Raw genomic sequence first — 17122 nt, 5'->3', positions numbered from 1 at the left:
ATCACTGTTTCTCTTTTTACAATTTTTATTTTTGTACACTGATAGTAGAACAAATTTAAGGGGGAACATTATATGAAAAAAATGTCCAGACAAGAAAAAAGCTGGATATTATATGATTGGGCAAACTCGGTATATTCGCTCGTCATTACAACTGCATTATTTCCAATTTACTTTAAAGCAGCTGCAAAAGAAGCTGGATTATCTGGTGCAACTTCAACAGCCTATTGGGGATATGCAAACTCGTTCGCTACACTTTTAATTTCTATACTCGCTCCTATTCTCGGTACAGTTGCTGATTATAAAGGATTTAAAAAACGATTTTTCACATTCTTCTTTGGGCTTGGTATCGTATTTACAAGTATGCTAGCAGTTGTTCCAACATCTCAGTGGTACTTATTACTAGGATGCTATATGCTCGCATTAGTTGGCTTTGCTGGAGCAAATATTTTTTATGATGCATTTTTAATAGATGTTACATCTGGAGATAGAATGGACCGAATTTCTACAAGAGGCTTTGCATTAGGTTATATTGGGAGCACAATTCCTTTTATCGGTTGTATTGCTCTTATTATTCTTGCTCAAAAAGGAACTATCCCCTTATCAGTCGGCATTGCTAGTCAAATTTCCTTTGCAATCACAGCTCTTTGGTGGGGATTATTTACAATTCCAATGCTAAAAAATGTAGAGCAAACACACTATATTGAACGCCATCCAAGACCAATTGCAATGAGCTTCAAGCGCCTTGCTAATACTTTTAAAAATATTAAAGAATATAAAACTGTATTTATGTTCCTAATAGCTTACTTTTTCTACATTGACGGGGTAGATACAATTATCACTATGTCTACTGCTTACGGAACAGATCTCGGTATTAGTGCAACTAATCTATTAGTCATCTTATTTGTAACACAAATTGTCGCTTGTCCATTCGCTTTATTATATGGAAAACTATCGGAAACATTTACCGGTAAAAAAATGCTATATGTCGGTATTATTATTTATATCATTATCTGCACATATGCTTATTTCTTAAAAACGACACTTGATTTCTGGATTTTAGCAATGCTAGTTGCCACTTCTCAAGGTGGTATTCAAGCACTTAGCCGTTCATATTTCGCAAAACTAGTACCGAAAGAATCTGCAAATGAATTCTTCGGATTTTATAATATCTTTGGTAAATTCGCAGCAATTATGGGTCCAGTATTAGTTGGTGTCACAACACAATTAACAGGAAAAACAAACGCTGGTGTCCTTAGTATTATTGTCTTATTTATTATCGGTGGATTCTTATTAACTAGAGTACCCGAAAATAATACGTCCGTTACACCACCTAATCCGAAAACTAAAACAATATAAGAAAAAGATCCTCTTCACATAAGAAGAGGATCTTTTCTTTACTTTTATCGATAGCGTCCCACAATTAAAGACGCTACATCTTATACAAAAATAGTTTATCCACAGTTGTTCCTAATACTTCCGCTAAACGAAAGGCTAATGCTAAGCTTGGATCATATTTATTATTCTCAATTGCATTTATCGTCTGTCTTGAAACTTTACACTTATCAGCTAATGCACCTTGTGAAATATTATTTTCAGTGCGTAATTCATAAATTTGATTTTTCACATCTTTTCTCCTAACATGTAAAATCGTTTTTACAATATTAGTATATAGTCGGTACATTTCATTGTCAAAAGATCGCCACAAAAATAGGGAGCAATTCCGCTTCCTTACAATGTTTATTTTGAAGCTAACGAATTCGTCAGTTCCTCTTTATTAGCAAGCTCTTCTTTTTTTATTTGCATACGTAGAACTGGCCCTATTGCCAATAAAATAAGTGACGTCGCTATACAAAATACAATAACTAGTGAAGTCATTTCCTTCAATCCTCCAGCTAGCGATGTTCCGATTAACATAGCACCCATAAATAATGGTAAAATTGTTCCATTTACTCTTCCAATCATGTTTTCTGGTACAAGCTGAATCATAAGCGTACCGACAACGATATTAACACAAGCTAAACAAATACCTGTTCCAAACCTCATGAAACTAGTAATCCAAAATGATGTAGATAGCCCTTCTACTAAAAATGACATCGCTAATATGCTCATACCGAATACAAACATCTTTTTCGGATTCACTTTTGAAGCGAAAACTGCAGCAACAATACCACCGATTAACATACCTATTCCATCAGCTGCGGCTAAATATTGAACTGCTTCTTTTTCCATTCCAAGCCGTTCTATTACAAGAAACACCTCTAACGGATTTGTTAGTCCAACTGCTAATCCCATAATGGTGAAAGTGATCGTAATCATGCGTAAATTTTTCGTATGAAGAACGTACTTCCAACCCTCTTTTATATCATTTTTTAATGAATCTCTCGCTACTTGCTCTTGTTCAACCCATTTTGGTAAAAATGAAAGAGCGATAGCAGATAACAAAAATAAAATGATTAAGCTATATAGTGACGTAAATAAACCAAGTTGTGTATACACAAGCGATCCTACCACTGGTCCAAAAATCATAAATAATGACTGTAATGTTTGGTTAAATGCAATCGCATTTGCCACCTGTTCTTCCTTTACATAGCGCTTAAATATACGCGAAGATGATGGCTGAGAAAACTGACCTACAATCGCGGAAATGAGTGTTGCAAAAAATATAGCCTGCCAATAATCCAGCTTTAACAACAAGACAATTCCTATAATAGACAGTACACTTAACACATCCCCAGCAACCATTGTTCTTTTCGGATTCCAGCGATCAGCTAGCGCACCACCAATAAACGAGAAAATAAAGATAGGTGCATATTCCATAACTGATAATAAAGAAACAGAAACCGGATCATTATTCGTTCGCTCCATTATGAAATATAAAAGAGCCATATTTCTGATCCAAATTGCAAATTGTTGTAAAATATCAGATGCCATAACGAGCATAAATGCTCGGTTTTTAAATAAAGCGTTCATTTTCATTCCTCCTTTATAAACCGACCGTTCGGTCTAATTTATTTTGTAAGAAAAGCTGCTGACTTATTATTCAGCTGCCATTCCTTTTAACAATACATCTATTGCCTTTTTATAAATACGTTTCAGCTCTTTATGATCTAACTCGTAGTAAAGTACTCCAAGCCCCGATAATAATCCATTCACAATATACATAAGATCGCGCGTATTATCTTCACGAAACTCTCCAGACTGTATGCCTGCTTCAATTAAGTTCTCAAACATAACATATGATTCTCTAGTTAAAGCTAACAGTTCATCCAGAATCTCTTTACTTACAACTTGGCTCATAGAGAATTCCTCTATTGCATTTGAAATTGGTTGCTGTATGTCCTCTACATAATATTCCGCGAGACCATATAGTTTTTCAGTACTCGTACTATACAACTTCTCTTTTTCATTCCATTTTTCAAGCCAATCATACGTATGCTGTTTTACTACAAATAAAAATAATTCTTCTTTACTTTTAAAGTGATAATAAATGCTTCCTTTACTTCGCTCTGTAATTTCACAAATCTCTTCCATAGATGTGGCTGCATAGCCCTTCTGTGAAAACAGACTTTCTGCTTTATATGCAATTTCTTTCTTTATCTCTTCTGCGCTTCTTCTCATATTCACACCTCTTTAAACCGACCGTTCAGTCTAATAATAACAAATAAAAAACCTCTATCGCAAGAGGCTATACTCCTTATTTAAGAAAACGTACTTTCAAACCACGTTCGAATCGTATGTATTATTCCAATTTAAAATCCTAATTTAACAAGAAATACGCCTCCCGCAGCTAATAAAAACAACACTACTTTCCCCTTATTTTTCACTTTCGGTTCCCTTTTCATTTCCATTCCCCTTAGCATGTTAAAAACATTTAATCAAACGTTTGTTTAACTGTTTTTATGCATATGTAAGCCAACTAATCAAACGTTTGTTTAAAAAGAAATACGCCCCTATAGGGCGCATTCTCATCAATCACCGCCACCTCCACCACCGCAGCTACCTCCACTATCTCCACCAAAAGAACCTCCGCAATCATGTGAACCTCCATCGTGCGAGCTATCATTATCAGATCCAGCAAAGAAAAATAATGGTGATGAACTGTTAGATGAATTATGAATGTTATTTTGTTTCGTCAGGTTTACCTTCTTTTTGTTTAATCGAACTGCTGTTACGATTGTTCCAACTACAACAAATAATAGTATGACAATAATAAATTCCATATAAAAGCCTCCCTTAATTCTCGAATAATTGAATGGTTCTCTCTAGATTTTCAAATGAAATGAAGCGCGATTCACGTAGGATCTCTTTTCCATTATAAAATAATAAAACTGTTGGCCCTGTAAATACTGCATAACGCCCCGCAATCCCTTGCATGTCTTGTAGTAATATTTCTACTTTCTCTACGTAATCATAATTCTCTAATACGCAATTTACTTTTCTTAGCATAACATCACAAACACCACAATTCTCCGTTTTAATAAACAGAAGTACTAATTGTTGTTCTTCAATATGTGTCGCTAATTCTTCTATCGTTTCAAATTTATTCATCTTATTCCCTCTTAGCGTAATTTACGAAATACTTTCTCCTGATACATACGAAAAGCTGAACTATCTTTAATTTTCCTCTTTTCCATTACTTGCTGAAAACGCAGCGTTTTTGCTGTTAACTCTTCTTGTAATTTTTTTCTCTCTGCTTCATCATAACAACAAGCGATTAAATCCTCTATTTTCAATATATCTTTTTGCAATTCCATTTCTGGTGGAATCATGCCTGCATTTTTCAAGATTTTATAACTCATTCTTAATTCTGGAGGTACCATTGAAAGATCTTCTAATTGTAGTGGTTTTCCTTGTCCCGGAATATTATCAAGATCACCATTCCGTATCGCTTGACGAATTTTTTCCTCAGCAATGTTCAAAAACACATCCACACCATCCCCTCCTTTACATATTTTTACTATTATTTTACATGATATTTTCTCATCTTGCTACGCTATTACAAATTGACTTCATACAATTTTTTCTCAAATTTAATTACAAGGAGCCTTTTCCTCCCTAATCAATATTTTATTTTCATGTGTAGTCTGTATTAGAGCCATTTAATATTGAGAAAATCTTTTTGAATCAAATAAAGCGTTTACACTAAATCTTACATTTGCTACGATTTAATCACCCCAGCTCCCTTGTATAGACTTCGTGATGTCTGATCATTTTTATCTAGACGTTTCATACCTCTAGATCCATTTTGATTTATTGGCGTATGCCTTTAAATATATCTTTTATTTTGAAAGGAGAAATGACTATGAAATCAAAAAAATTCACACTGCTATTACTATCCCTACTGCTCTTCTTACCTCTTTTTCTCACAAACTTTATTACTCCAAATCTCGCATTAGCAAATTCACCAAAGCAAGGTCAAAAAATTGTTGGGTATTTTCCTTCATGGGGCATTTACGGACGTAATTATCAGGTTTCAGACATTGATGCATCAAAGCTAACTCATTTAAACTATGCTTTCGCTGATATTTGCTGGAATGGAAAACATGGAAATCCTTCTACTCACCCCGATAATCCAAATAAACAAACGTGGAACTGTAAAGAATCTGGTGTACCACTGCAAAATAAAGAGGTCCCTAATGGTACTCTCGTACTCGGTGAACCATGGGCTGATGTCACAAAATCTTATCCGGGATCGGGTACAACTTGGGAAGATTGTGATAAATACGCCCGCTGCGGAAATTTCGGAGAACTGAAACGATTAAAAGCTAAGTATCCTCACTTAAAAACAATTATTTCCGTTGGTGGCTGGACTTGGTCTAACCGCTTTTCTGATATGGCCGCTGATGAAAAAACAAGAAAAGTATTCTCTGAATCTACGGTAGCTTTTCTTCGCGAATATGGATTTGACGGCGTTGATTTAGACTGGGAATATCCGGGCGTTGAAACGATTCCTGGTGGTAGTTATCGTCCTGAAGATAAGCAAAACTTCACCCTACTCCTTCAAGATGTTCGAAATGCATTAACTAAAGCTGGCGCAGAAGATGGTAAACAATATTTACTAACAATCGCGTCAGGTGCAAGCCAACGTTATGCTGATCATACAGAGCTAAAGAAAATCTCTCAAATACTGGATTGGATTAATATTATGACATATGATTTCCACGGTGGATGGGAAGCTACTTCTAACCATAATGCAGCTCTATACAAGGATCCAAATGACCCAGCAGCGGATACGAAATTTTACGTAGATGGTGCGATAGACATTTATACAAATGAAGGGGTTCCAGCGGATAAACTCGTATTAGGTGTACCTTTTTACGGACGCGGATGGAAAAGTTGCGGAAAAGAAAATAATGGGCAATACCAACCTTGTAAACCAGGTAGTGATGGAAAGCTCGCTTCTAAAGGTACTTGGGATGATTATTCTACCGGTGACACAGGTGTGTACGATTATGGTGATTTAGCAGCTAATTATGTTAATAAAAATGGTTTTGTTCGCTACTGGAACGATGTAGCGAAAGTACCTTATTTATATAATGCGACTACAGGCACGCTTATTAGCTATGATGACAACGAATCTATGAAATATAAAACAGACTATATAAAGACAAAAGGTTTAAGTGGCGCAATGTTTTGGGAACTAAGCGGGGATTGCCGTACAAGTCCAAAATATAGTTGTAGTGGACCAAAATTACTTGATACGTTAGTAAAAGAATTGCTTGGTGGACCTATTACTCAAAAAGATACTGAATCACCAACAAACGTAAAAAATATTTCTGTTACAAATAAAAATTCAAACTCAGTTCAATTAAACTGGACTGCATCTACTGATAACGTAGGAGTTACGGAATATGAAATTACTGCCGGCGAAGAGAAATGGAGTACAACAACAAATAGCATTACAATTAAAAACTTGAAACCTAATACAGAATACACATTTTCAGTATTAGCAAAGGATGCTGCTGGTAACAAATCACAACCTACTTCTATTCTTATAAAAACAGATGATGCTAACACAACACCTCCTGGTGGAAATGGCAATGCTACCTTTTCAGTCACTTCAAATTGGGGAAGTGGTTACAACTTCTCAATTATAATTAAAAATAGCGGAACGACCCCTATTAAAAACTGGAAATTAGAATTTGATTATAACGGCAATTTAACACAAGTTTGGGATTCTAAAATTAGTAGTAAAATAAATAATCATTACGTAATTACGAATGCAGGATGGAATGGTGAAATTCCTCCTGGTGGATCAGTTACAATCGGAGGAGCAGGAACAGGCAATCCCGCCGAACTTGTAAATGCATCCATTAGCGAAAACTAAACGTAACCTCCATTAATTATTTCACTAAAGTTTGAATTTAGGTTTGAGTGCTCTATCCTAAATTCAAACTTTTAATTTTATGAAAAATCACAATTTTATATTACAATAACCTATTATAATTATATTTAGTTTCTAATATGAAGTTTGCGTGAAGTTCATCTGAATTTTACATGAATTTCCTTTAAGTTCTATTGTCTTCCTATACTAATCACATTATCCTTTACATATAGGAATTATTTTCATTCCATTTCAAACTATCTATATATATAAAGAAAGATAGTCGCCTATTAGGGAAAGGCATCTAGTATTATTATAAATATAAACATAACAAAAGAAAAAGCACGCTTATAAGCGCACCATAAGAGTGCTTCTTCATACAATTCTCATGTAAGAGTTCTCGAAAATCATGTTAATCACAAAGAAAAGGCATTAGCTTATACAAGCTAATGCCTTTTCTTTATTCATATTGGTCAGCATTCCAGTCTTCTATATTCCATACTTTTGTTATCCATGCTTCATAGAAAGAAGGCTCATGTGAGACAAGTAAAACTGTTCCTTTATATTGTTGTAACGCTTCCTGCAAAGACTTCTTTGTTTCTATATCCAAATGATTAGTTGGTTCATCTAAAATTAAAACGTTACTTTTCGTTACGATAAGTTCACATAAACGTACTTTCGTTTGTTCCCCTCCGCTTAATAAACTAATAGGTTTTAATACGTGTTCTTCTTTCAATCCACACTTTGCTAATGCTTGGCGTACTTCTTTCTTTGTCATATCTGGTCTTTCTGCCCAAACTTTCTCTAATGGTGTTGTTTCTGAAGCAAACTCCTCCTGTGCAAAATAAGCAGGATTTACTCGTTCTCCAACAGAAATTGAACCGCTTAACGGCTGTATTTGACCTAATAACGTTTTTAACATTGTCGTTTTTCCAATTCCATTATGACCAACAATCGCTATTTTTTCTCCTTTTTTCACTTGTAAATTCAACTCTGGACATAACGGATCACTATAACCTATCCTTAGTTTCTCAGCTTGCAATATACGACTCACTGGCTCCTCATAAACATTGAAATCAAAACGGGATCGAGTTACATGATTAACCTTTTCAACCCTTTGCATTTTCTCTAATACTTTTTCTCGACTTTTTGCCTGTTTCGCTTTTCGAATTTTATTTTTTTGAATAAATGTTTCTAACTGAGAGATTTCTTTTTGCTGTTTCGCATACGCCGATTGTACTTGTTTCTTTTGCACTTGATAACTTTGCACAAACTTTTCATAATTTCCTACGTATCGCTTCACTTTCCCTCCTTCTAGATGATAAATAACATTCGTAATACTGTTCAAAAATACTTCGTCATGTGAAATGATCACATAAGCTTTTTCATACAGTCTCAAATACGATTGCAACCATTCTATATGAGCTGTATCTAAATAGTTAGTTGGCTCATCTAATAATAAAACATCTGCTTTTTCTAAAAGGAGTTTACCAAGTAATAACTTTGTCCGTTGACCACCGCTTAGCTTTGAAACATCCTTTTCCATTCCTACTTCAAACAACCCTAAGCCAGTCGCTACTTCTTCAATTTCTGTATGAATTTGATAAAAATTAGAATTCTCCAATATAGTTTGTAACTCTCCATACCTTACTAACAATTTCGCTACTTCTCCTGCTCCAGCCATCTCTTCTGTAAGTTTTAACATTTCACGTTCAAACTCATACAGATTAGAAAACGCACTTTGCAAGTATTCTTCAATTGTTATACCTTCTTGCAAATCTATATGTTGTTGTAAAAAGCCAATCTTCATATGTGGAAACCATTCAATTTTCCCATCATCATGTATAAGTTCTCCTGTTAACAAGCGTAATAATGTTGATTTTCCAATTCCATTTTCCCCAACTAACCCAACATGCTCGCCCTTTAATAGTCGAAAACACGCATTATATAAAATGGTTTTCTCACCATACGAATGACTTAAATTTTCTACTGTTAATATACTCATTTTTTTCTCTCCTTTACTTATGGTTCATAAGCTAAATAGAGAGAGCAACAGTATAAAGCCTTATTTAATTGTGTATATAAAAAATGGGTAAGGTGAATACACCTTACCCATTACATATTATCGTAAAAAAGGATTAAGGTTCTTTACCTGCTGTCTTCAATTTAGCTTAATCGTTAAAAATGGGCAGACTTCTCCCGCATCAAGCTAAAACCATTTGAAGAACAGTTGATAAAGTCATTTTATCCTTTCACTCCTTTAACATTTGTTATATTAAGAGTATAAACTACTCTGTTATATTCTATTCTCTATTTTTTCTTTTGTTCCTTCTCCGTTTTTTCATTTTCTGCGTAAATTTCTTTATACATCTTTTCTAATGCATATGGATTTGTAAAGATGAGCGTTAACGATTTCCACATATAAATTCTTCTTTGTAATTCTATCCCATACTCTTTACTAACCATATTTTTCACTTCTGAAATATGCTCTTCGTTTTGAAATTGTTGTACAGATTTCAATTCCTTCGTCTTAAAATCCGTTAAAAAGCCTATTACAGTTCGTCCATGTTCCTGTGATCTTTCTTCTAAATCAAACTGAATTGAATGCACAAAACCTAAAACGTGAAAGATTTGAGCATGTAATCCGACAGCAGCACGCTGTTCCATTAAGTTGTAGCACTCTCGCTTTAATACTTCTACCATTTCTAAAGAATTTCTATTAACTGTCATTTTGCCGACAAACATAATTTTTACAATATGAGCGACTGCCCCCATACTTTTTAATACACTCTCTAAAATTTCTACTGCGTCTTCTACATAACCATTTGAAATTATAGAATGAATAAATTCATCTAATACCGCTTGAAACTTTTTAACTAAATGTAAATCACGTAATTCTGGAACATCTTCTCTCAATTGATCTCGACCTTGAACCCACTTTAAAATTTTTGTCATTTCTTCTTCTTTTAATTCATGGTGTTCCATACCATATTTCATTAATAATATATGATTTTTTAATAAAGCTTTTCCTTCTTCAAGATTATCTGCAGTTAATGAATCCACTATTTTCTCGATAGATTGCATCTTTCTCCCCCTATATAAAAAAGCCTCTTAACAGTAATTATACCAAAAACTGTTAAAAGACTTTTTCTATTTTTTCATATAAGGAGCTAATACTCTCAAAATTTCTTCCTTATCCTTCTTTAACTCAAGTGATGTTAACATATCCATCATTCGTGGTCTAGGTAATTTCACTTGTACCTCTCCAACTATTGTTGCTGGTCTTTGAGATAAAATAAATATGCGATCAGAAAGTAAAATTGCCTCATCTAAGTCATGTGTAACCATAACAATTGTCTGCTTTTCTTGATGCCAAGAATTTAAAAGCCAACTGTGTACTTCCATTTTTGTAAATGCATCTAATTTTCCAAAAGGCTCATCCAGCAGCATAATTGGCTTTTCACATAAATATGTGCGAAGGAAACTAATTCTTTGACGCATGCCTCCTGATAACTCATCTGGATAATGATCCGCATATTCATCTAGCTCGAACTGCTTTAATGCTTCCATTCCTTCTGCTAGCCTTTGCTTTTTAGGCTTCCCTTCGATTTCCAATGGAAGTACTATATTTTGCAAGGCCGATCGCCACGGTAGTAATAAATCTTGTTGCGGCATATAACTTACAACATCTTGTTTTTTCACAAGTTCCTCGTTATAAAATACCTCTCCACTCGTTGGCTCTTCAACACTCGCGATCATATTTAACAAAGTGCTTTTTCCACAGCCACTTGGACCTACAAAAGAGACGAATTCCCCCTCCTGTATAGAAGCACTAATATTTGCTAATACATTCTTTCCATCGAAAGCTTTTACAATATCTTTTATTTTTAATCCACTCATTTTTCACTTGGAAGGAATTCATTTGTAAAGGCATCTTTCACATCAATTTTCTTCTTAATAACTTTGTTGTCATATAAGAAATTCATGTAATTCGTCCAAACTTCTTCCTTCTGTACTCCCCACGCTTTTGCATCATCTTGATACTTTGTACTTAACCACTTTTGACTTTCTTGTACTAATTCTTTATTCAAATCTGGAACAGCTTTAATTAAAATATCTGCAGCTTCTTTCGGTTCTTTAATTGCAAAATCATAACCTTCTGTCGTTGCAGTCATGAACTTTTTCACAAAGTCTTTATCTTGCTTCGTGTGTTTTTCACTTGTAATAATAACAGGACTATAGAAATCGAGCGCTGGATCTAAGTCTTTCACCATAATTGTATTTAATTCTTTTCCTTGACGCTTCGCTTCAATTCCATCCCATCCATAATAAATCCATTCAAAGTCTGCATCACGACCGATTGATTTAAAGAAATCCGTTTGTCCAAGAATAATTTTTTCAACTTTATTAAAATCAGCTTGATGTTTCTCCATAATCGTTTTTAACGTTGCTTCTTCTGCTGGTCCTCCCCAGCCGCCATAACGTTTACCTTCAAAATCTTTCGGTGACGTCATATTATCTTTTTTTAGCGAGGCAAAAGCAGAGGTATTATGCTGAATAATTGCACCAACAGAAACAACTGGGATTCCTTCAACACGAGCTAATGTTACATTTTCTTGTGCGCTTATCGCAAAATCTGCTTTCCCAGAAGCAATCATCTGCTCTGCCGTTACATTATCACCAGGCTGGATAATCTCTACATCAAGCCCTTGCTTTTTGTAATAATCTTTCGTTTGCGCTACATATAAGCCAGTATGATTCGTATTTGGAAACCAATCTAAAACGACTTTTACTTTTTTATCTTTACTTGAACTTTCTTCTTTCTTCGCCGGATTACATCCGGCAACAGTTACTGCTAATAATGTAGCTAACATAATTTTTAAACCTTTTTTCATTTTCTGCCGCCCTTTCTGTATATCCATGGTGCTGTTATTCTTGCCATAAATTCAACAATAAAGTACAGACATAATGTCACCATGACGATAATCGCTGCAACACCAAATACTCGAGCAGTTAAAAAGGATTTTGTAGCTCTCGTAAGCATAACCCCTAACCCTTCACTTGCACCGAGCCATTCTCCGATAATTGCCCCCATTACGCTATATGTAACTGCAATTTTTAAACCTGAGAAAAAGTATGGGAGTACTGCTGGAAACTTTACTTTCTGGTAAACTTGCCATTTCGTTGCCTTCATTGTTTGTAACAGTTTCAGCATATTTTTATCTACCGTTTGGAAACCTTCTAAAATGCTAAGCGCAATTGGGAAGAAACAAACAAGAATAACAACCATTACTTTTGGCAACATCCCGTACCCAAACCAAATAATAAATAATGGAGCGAGCACAACGATGGGAATTGTTTGCGAAATAACGAGCAACGGATTCATTAAAATCCGAAATAAAGGGATAACATCCATAATGATAGCAATACTCGTCCCAAGTATAATTGCAAAAAACAACCCAATTATTACTTCCTGTAACGTTTGCACTGTATTCGGTAATAGTAAATCTTTCATTCCAATTAGCTCTTGCACAATTGCAGACGGCTTCGGTAAAATCCACGGCTCAATTTTAAATAATGAAACAGATCCTTCCCATATAGCAATGAGAAGGATAAGCCAAATTGTTGTAATTATTTTAGATCGCTTCTGGTTTTGCATATTCATCACGGTACTTCCAAACTTTTTCGTCAATCGTTACGCCCGTACTTGGACGATAGTGAATTTTAATAGAAGTGATTACTTCTTCTGCTCCAGCATCGACGCAAGCTTGTTGCGCGCGTTTAATGACGTCAAGAAGTACATCTAATTCTCCTTCCAACGTTGTTTCCATTGCCCCTACTTCATAACGAACCCCCGATTGTTGTACAACTTCAATTGCTTTATCAACAACGGAATACACATCTTTATTCTTCGCTTGTGGTACTACTGAAAATGAAATTGTAACTTGTTGTGACATAATAAAATCCCCCTTACAAAATATGTTTTCAAAAAAAGAAAAGGCTTTCCTACCATGTAGGAAAGCCTTGTATACAAGTTATTCTATAATAACTTATGCTACATCACTTTAAAGTAACTCCCTACGCTGGCATTATCCAGATCAGGTTGAGGGTCGATGTACACTTACATCCTCTCAGCCAATTGGCTCCCCGGTTCTTAATTCGTTTTCATTGTAGCATGATTTATTTTATTGAACAAACAAAAGCATGCATAATCACTTCATTTAACTTTTGAATTCCCCAATTAACTCTTGTAACTCCTGTGAAAGCCAACTTAAAGAACTAGCTAATTCAGCAATATCTTGTACAGACATTTCCTGTTCTTTCATACTTTCTTGAACATTACTACTACTATTCGCATACTTATTTGCGATAAGTGATAGTTCATTTACAACACGAACAATATTTTGGCTATTTTGCAATATATCATTTGAATTGCTAGAAACAGCTCTAACTTGATTTGTAACAGTTTGTGCTGATTTCGAAATTTTTTCAAAGAAAGCACCACTACTTTCAACAAGTTTAGTTCCTGATTCTACTTCTTTTGAAGCTTTTTGCATTGAAACAACAGCTTCTTCCGTTCCAGCTTGTGTTTCCCCAATTAATTTTGCTATATCTTTTGCTGATGCTTCCGTCTGCTCTGCTAATTTACGCACTTCATCAGCAACAACGGCAAATCCCTCTCCAGTTTCCTCAGCACGTGAAGCTTCAATAGTAGCATGTAAAGCTAGCGAATTAGTTTGATTTGAAATACCTGTAATTTCAGTTACAATATCACTAATTTCTTTTGATCTTGCTTCCAAAGAATAAATAATAGAAGATAAATCTTGTACTGCATTTTGTATTATGTTCATTTGATTAATCGCCTGTTTAATAACACCATTTCCTTTTCCTGAATGATGCTCTATACCTTCAGACTCTTTCGCCATTTGTTTTGCAGCATTCGTTATCTCTTCCATCTTATCTTCCATTTCATATACAATACCTAAATACTGTGGTACTGAAGTTTCTTGTGACTGGGCGCCAGCTCTTAACTCAACCATAGAACTTACGATTTCTTGAACTGCCATGCTATTCTCTTTCGTACTCACTGACAATTCTTTTGAAGATGAGGAAACCTGTTCTGCTGTCTGCTTCACTTTATCTATAATTCCTTTAAACTTCTCAATTGTGTTATTAAAATACGAATTAATAATACCGATATCATCTTGCCTTTCCACTAATTCAATACTTAAATCTCCTTCACCCACTTTACGTAATCCTTCACGTAAATCTTGTAATGGAGCAAGTGAATTACGTACAATCAAGAATTGAATAAAAGTTGCAATTAAAACTGAAATACAAATAAACATTAAACCTTGTATAATGAATTTTTCCTTTGTAATAGGAACAATAGAGGCATCTACATCGGCTGCAACAATTGCCACAATATTATCTTCTCCATCTTTAATTGGCTCTAATATCGTTACCCATGATCCTAATGCGTCTTCATATACTACTGTCATGTTTGCTTTTTTCGTGCTCATTACCTTATCATATGCTTTCATCCAAAGATCTGGTTGTTTATAATAGTCCCCCGGCTTTACTTCAACAACATTTGCTAAGTCTGTAGACAAGTCGACGATTTGTAACTCACCTTTTTCATTTTCTTTTGCTCCAACAATATACGTTTGTCCAACACTGCTCAATTCTTCCGTTGATTCATCTAATTTCTCTGTTAACTTCTCTCTCTTTTCTCTTTCTGCCGTTGGATCTTTTGCAACATCTCTCACTATTTCTGCGTCTAATTTATGTAATACCGTATCTCCTGTTTCAAAAGAATGCCTTTCGAATATAGACATCATACTATTTTGAAACATGTTAAAACTTAACGCCCCCATACTACCAACAAGCGTCAAAATAACTAATACAGTTAACAATACATTCTTTTGAAGAAACGATAACTTATGCCAATATTTTTTCATTAACTTCACCTTCCCTAATATCTCCAGCAAAAAAAAACAAAATATAAGAATATTTTGTTTGAAAATGGTTCTCAATATGAATAAAGATAAAAAAAGACCAATGTAATAAGCATTGGCCAAGACCAACCCTATCCGTCCGGTAACTGGCTAGCTTAGCCCTTCGACCTTAGCCCCTGTAGTTTTGCGTCCTCATGTTTCCATAAGTTTGCCTTTCTCGCTGAACGAGTTGAACGATATGGGAGTTCTATGAGAATTAAAATATTCTCTTCCAAATATTACAACATAAAAATTAAAATGTCCACCCATTTAAAGATGTAAATATAAAGTTTTAATGTATTATTTTTTCGAAATAATTTAACAAAGTTCGTGAATGTTACATTTCTTGTGTTATATAATAAAAAACGTATACAACACAAGGATTATTCCGGATATTCATTTAATTTTCTTTCAAATTAAACTATTCGAATATATCTTAACTTACGAATTTCGGAGGTAGTTTATCATGTTTTGGCTACAATTTCTTACGTTACTACTCTGCATTTTTATTGGTGCACGCTTAGGCGGCGTTGGTCTAGGAGTAATGGGTGGCGTTGGTATGGCAATACTTGTTTTCGTCTTCCACTTACAACCTACAGCTCCTCCTATTGATGTAATGCTTATGATTTTAGCAGTAATTACAGCTGCCGGTGCTTTGCAAGCTGCTGGAGGAATGGATTATCTTGTCCACCTTGCTGAGAAAGCATTACGAAAAAATCCAAAGCGCATTACATTCTTTGCTCCTATCGTTACTTATTTATTCACGCTATGCGCGGGAACTGGTCATGTCGCTTATTCTGTACTTCCCGTTATCGCCGAAGTATCTCGCGAATCAGGAATTAGACCTGAACGACCTATGTCAATTGCCGTTATCGCTTCACAGCAGGCAATTACAGCTAGTCCAATATCGGCTGCAACAGTTGCACTTTTAGCAATGTTAGCCGACTATAAAATCACCTTGTTAGATATTTTAAAAGTCAGTATTCCTTCTACTTTCATCGCTTGTATGGTAGCTGCATTCGTTGCTAGTAAAATGGGAAAAGAATTAAATGAAGATCCTGAATACTTGAAGCGATTAAAAGAGGGAATGATCCCTAAACTTGAAGAGAAAAAAGAATTTGTGGGTGCAAAAGGCGCTAAATTATCAGTTATCCTTTTCCTATTAGGAACTTTCCTTGTCGTACTTCTTGGTTCATTTGAAGCACTTCGTCCGGGATGGATGGTTGACGGGAAGTTAGCTCGTCTTTCCATGCCAAACACAATTGAAATGGTTATGTTAACTATTGCAGCTCTTATTATTATTTTCTGTAAACCAAATGTAGAAAGCATTGTGTCTGGTAACGTCTTTAAAGCGGGGGCAACAGCAGTTGTTGCTATTTTCGGTATCGCTTGGATGGGAGATACTTTCTTTAACGGAAACTTAAATATGATTCAAGGATCAATTCAGCACTTAGTGACTAGTGCACCATGGCTATTTGCTATCGCATTATTCATTCTATCTATTTTACTGTATAGTCAAGCAGCGACAGTTCGTGCTTTAATGCCACTTGGACTATCACTTGGTATTCCACCAGCTTTACTAATTGCAATGTTCCCTGCAGTAAATGGATACTTCTTCATTCCAAACTACGGGACAATCGTTGCTGCAATTAACTTTGATCGTACTGGTACAACAGGCATCGGTAAATATGTATTAAATCATAGCTTTATGATTCCGGGCCTAATTGCAACATTCACTTCTATTGGAATTGGAATGCTCTTAATTTCCATTATGTTTTAAAGAAAAAGCACAAACCTTTAT

The 17122-nt window shown here is 34.9% G+C and carries 16 protein-coding genes, 1 pseudogene and 2 riboswitches; of the genes and pseudogenes, 3 read left to right on the top strand and 14 right to left on the bottom strand.

Annotated features, from left to right (window positions below):
- Nucleotides 1-72: 72 nt before the first annotated feature.
- Nucleotides 73-1356 carry an MFS transporter gene (locus tag KPL75_RS16325; RefSeq protein ID WP_219916998.1) on the top strand — a complete coding sequence of 428 codons (1284 nt, stop codon included), beginning with the start codon at nt 73-75 and terminating at the stop codon, nt 1354-1356.
- A gap of 73 nt (nt 1357-1429) precedes the next feature.
- Here the strand turns inward: KPL75_RS16325 and KPL75_RS16320 are convergent, their stop codons facing one another.
- The 7 genes and pseudogenes from KPL75_RS16320 to KPL75_RS16295 all read right to left on the bottom strand — a co-directional run bounded on the left by KPL75_RS16320 (nt 1430) and on the right by KPL75_RS16295 (nt 4931).
- Nucleotides 1430-1681 carry a helix-turn-helix transcriptional regulator gene (locus tag KPL75_RS16320; protein WP_201065777.1) on the bottom strand — a complete coding sequence of 84 codons (252 nt, stop codon included), beginning with the start codon at nt 1679-1681 and terminating at the stop codon, nt 1430-1432.
- Between the two features lie 56 nt (nt 1682-1737).
- A complete protein-coding gene (locus KPL75_RS16315; RefSeq protein ID WP_000992559.1) occupies nt 1738-2970 on the bottom strand; it encodes an MFS transporter in 1233 nt (410 codons plus the stop codon).
- 66 nt (nt 2971-3036) lie between these two features.
- Complete coding sequence (locus KPL75_RS16310; RefSeq protein WP_078204726.1) at nt 3037-3618, bottom strand: TetR/AcrR family transcriptional regulator; 582 nt, start codon at nt 3616-3618, stop codon at nt 3037-3039.
- Nucleotides 3619-3752: 134 nt separating this feature from the next.
- Nucleotides 3753-3842 (bottom strand): annotated as a pseudogene (locus tag KPL75_RS27430) (histidine kinase); the annotation flags it as partial.
- Nucleotides 3843-3968: 126 nt separating this feature from the next.
- On the bottom strand, nt 3969-4220 hold the full coding sequence (locus tag KPL75_RS16305; RefSeq protein ID WP_219916997.1) for a hypothetical protein: 252 nt from the start codon (nt 4218-4220) through the stop codon (nt 3969-3971).
- 13 nt (nt 4221-4233) lie between these two features.
- Complete coding sequence (locus tag KPL75_RS16300; protein ID WP_219916996.1) at nt 4234-4548, bottom strand: thioredoxin family protein; 315 nt, start codon at nt 4546-4548, stop codon at nt 4234-4236.
- Nucleotides 4549-4559: 11 nt separating this feature from the next.
- Nucleotides 4560-4931, bottom strand: coding sequence for a DnaJ family domain-containing protein (locus tag KPL75_RS16295; RefSeq protein WP_219916995.1), 372 nt, complete (start codon nt 4929-4931; stop codon nt 4560-4562).
- Between the two features lie 371 nt (nt 4932-5302).
- On the opposite strand from KPL75_RS16295, the gene KPL75_RS16290 reads away from it, so the two are divergent.
- A complete protein-coding gene (locus KPL75_RS16290; RefSeq protein ID WP_219916994.1) occupies nt 5303-7327 on the top strand; it encodes a glycosyl hydrolase family 18 protein in 2025 nt (674 codons plus the stop codon).
- A gap of 457 nt (nt 7328-7784) precedes the next feature.
- Here KPL75_RS16290 and KPL75_RS16285 read toward each other — a convergent pair whose 3' ends face one another.
- From KPL75_RS16285 to KPL75_RS16255, 7 genes are all read right to left on the bottom strand, one after another.
- Nucleotides 7785-9329: an ABC-F family ATP-binding cassette domain-containing protein gene (locus KPL75_RS16285; RefSeq protein ID WP_219916993.1), complete on the bottom strand. Its 1545-nt coding sequence runs from the start codon at nt 9327-9329 to the stop codon at nt 7785-7787.
- A gap of 305 nt (nt 9330-9634) precedes the next feature.
- Nucleotides 9635-10408, bottom strand: coding sequence for a hypothetical protein (locus KPL75_RS16280; RefSeq protein WP_219916992.1), 774 nt, complete (start codon nt 10406-10408; stop codon nt 9635-9637).
- Nucleotides 10409-10474: 66 nt separating this feature from the next.
- Nucleotides 10475-11224: an ABC transporter ATP-binding protein gene (locus tag KPL75_RS16275; protein WP_219916991.1), complete on the bottom strand. Its 750-nt coding sequence runs from the start codon at nt 11222-11224 to the stop codon at nt 10475-10477.
- Nucleotides 11221-12219, bottom strand: coding sequence for an ABC transporter substrate-binding protein (locus KPL75_RS16270; RefSeq protein WP_219916990.1), 999 nt, complete (start codon nt 12217-12219; stop codon nt 11221-11223). The genes KPL75_RS16275 and KPL75_RS16270 overlap by 4 nt, the downstream gene beginning before the upstream one ends.
- The gene (locus KPL75_RS16265; protein ID WP_002139486.1) at nt 12216-12989 is read right to left on the bottom strand and encodes an ABC transporter permease; all 774 of its coding nucleotides are present in this window, start codon (nt 12987-12989) and stop codon (nt 12216-12218) included. Before KPL75_RS16265 ends, KPL75_RS16270 begins: the two co-directional genes overlap by 4 nt.
- Complete coding sequence (locus KPL75_RS16260; RefSeq protein WP_000082898.1) at nt 12961-13281, bottom strand: MTH1187 family thiamine-binding protein; 321 nt, start codon at nt 13279-13281, stop codon at nt 12961-12963. The genes KPL75_RS16265 and KPL75_RS16260 overlap by 29 nt, the downstream gene beginning before the upstream one ends.
- 101 nt (nt 13282-13382) lie before the next feature.
- A riboswitch (TPP riboswitch) is annotated at nt 13383-13484 on the bottom strand.
- Between the two features lie 61 nt (nt 13485-13545).
- Nucleotides 13546-15285: a methyl-accepting chemotaxis protein gene (locus KPL75_RS16255; RefSeq protein WP_219916989.1), complete on the bottom strand. Its 1740-nt coding sequence runs from the start codon at nt 15283-15285 to the stop codon at nt 13546-13548.
- 135 nt (nt 15286-15420) lie between these two features.
- Nucleotides 15421-15505, bottom strand: a riboswitch (cyclic di-GMP riboswitch).
- A gap of 282 nt (nt 15506-15787) precedes the next feature.
- On the opposite strand from KPL75_RS16255, the gene KPL75_RS16250 reads away from it, so the two are divergent.
- On the top strand, nt 15788-17101 hold the full coding sequence (locus KPL75_RS16250) for an anaerobic C4-dicarboxylate transporter family protein (protein WP_219916988.1): 1314 nt from the start codon (nt 15788-15790) through the stop codon (nt 17099-17101).
- Nucleotides 17102-17122: the final 21 nt, after the last annotated feature.

The sequence above is a fragment of the Bacillus sp. NP247 genome (assembly GCF_018966865.1).
Taxonomy (GTDB): Bacteria; Bacillota; Bacilli; order Bacillales; family Bacillaceae_G; genus Bacillus_A.
This window is presented reverse-complemented; position numbering and strand designations above follow the sequence as displayed.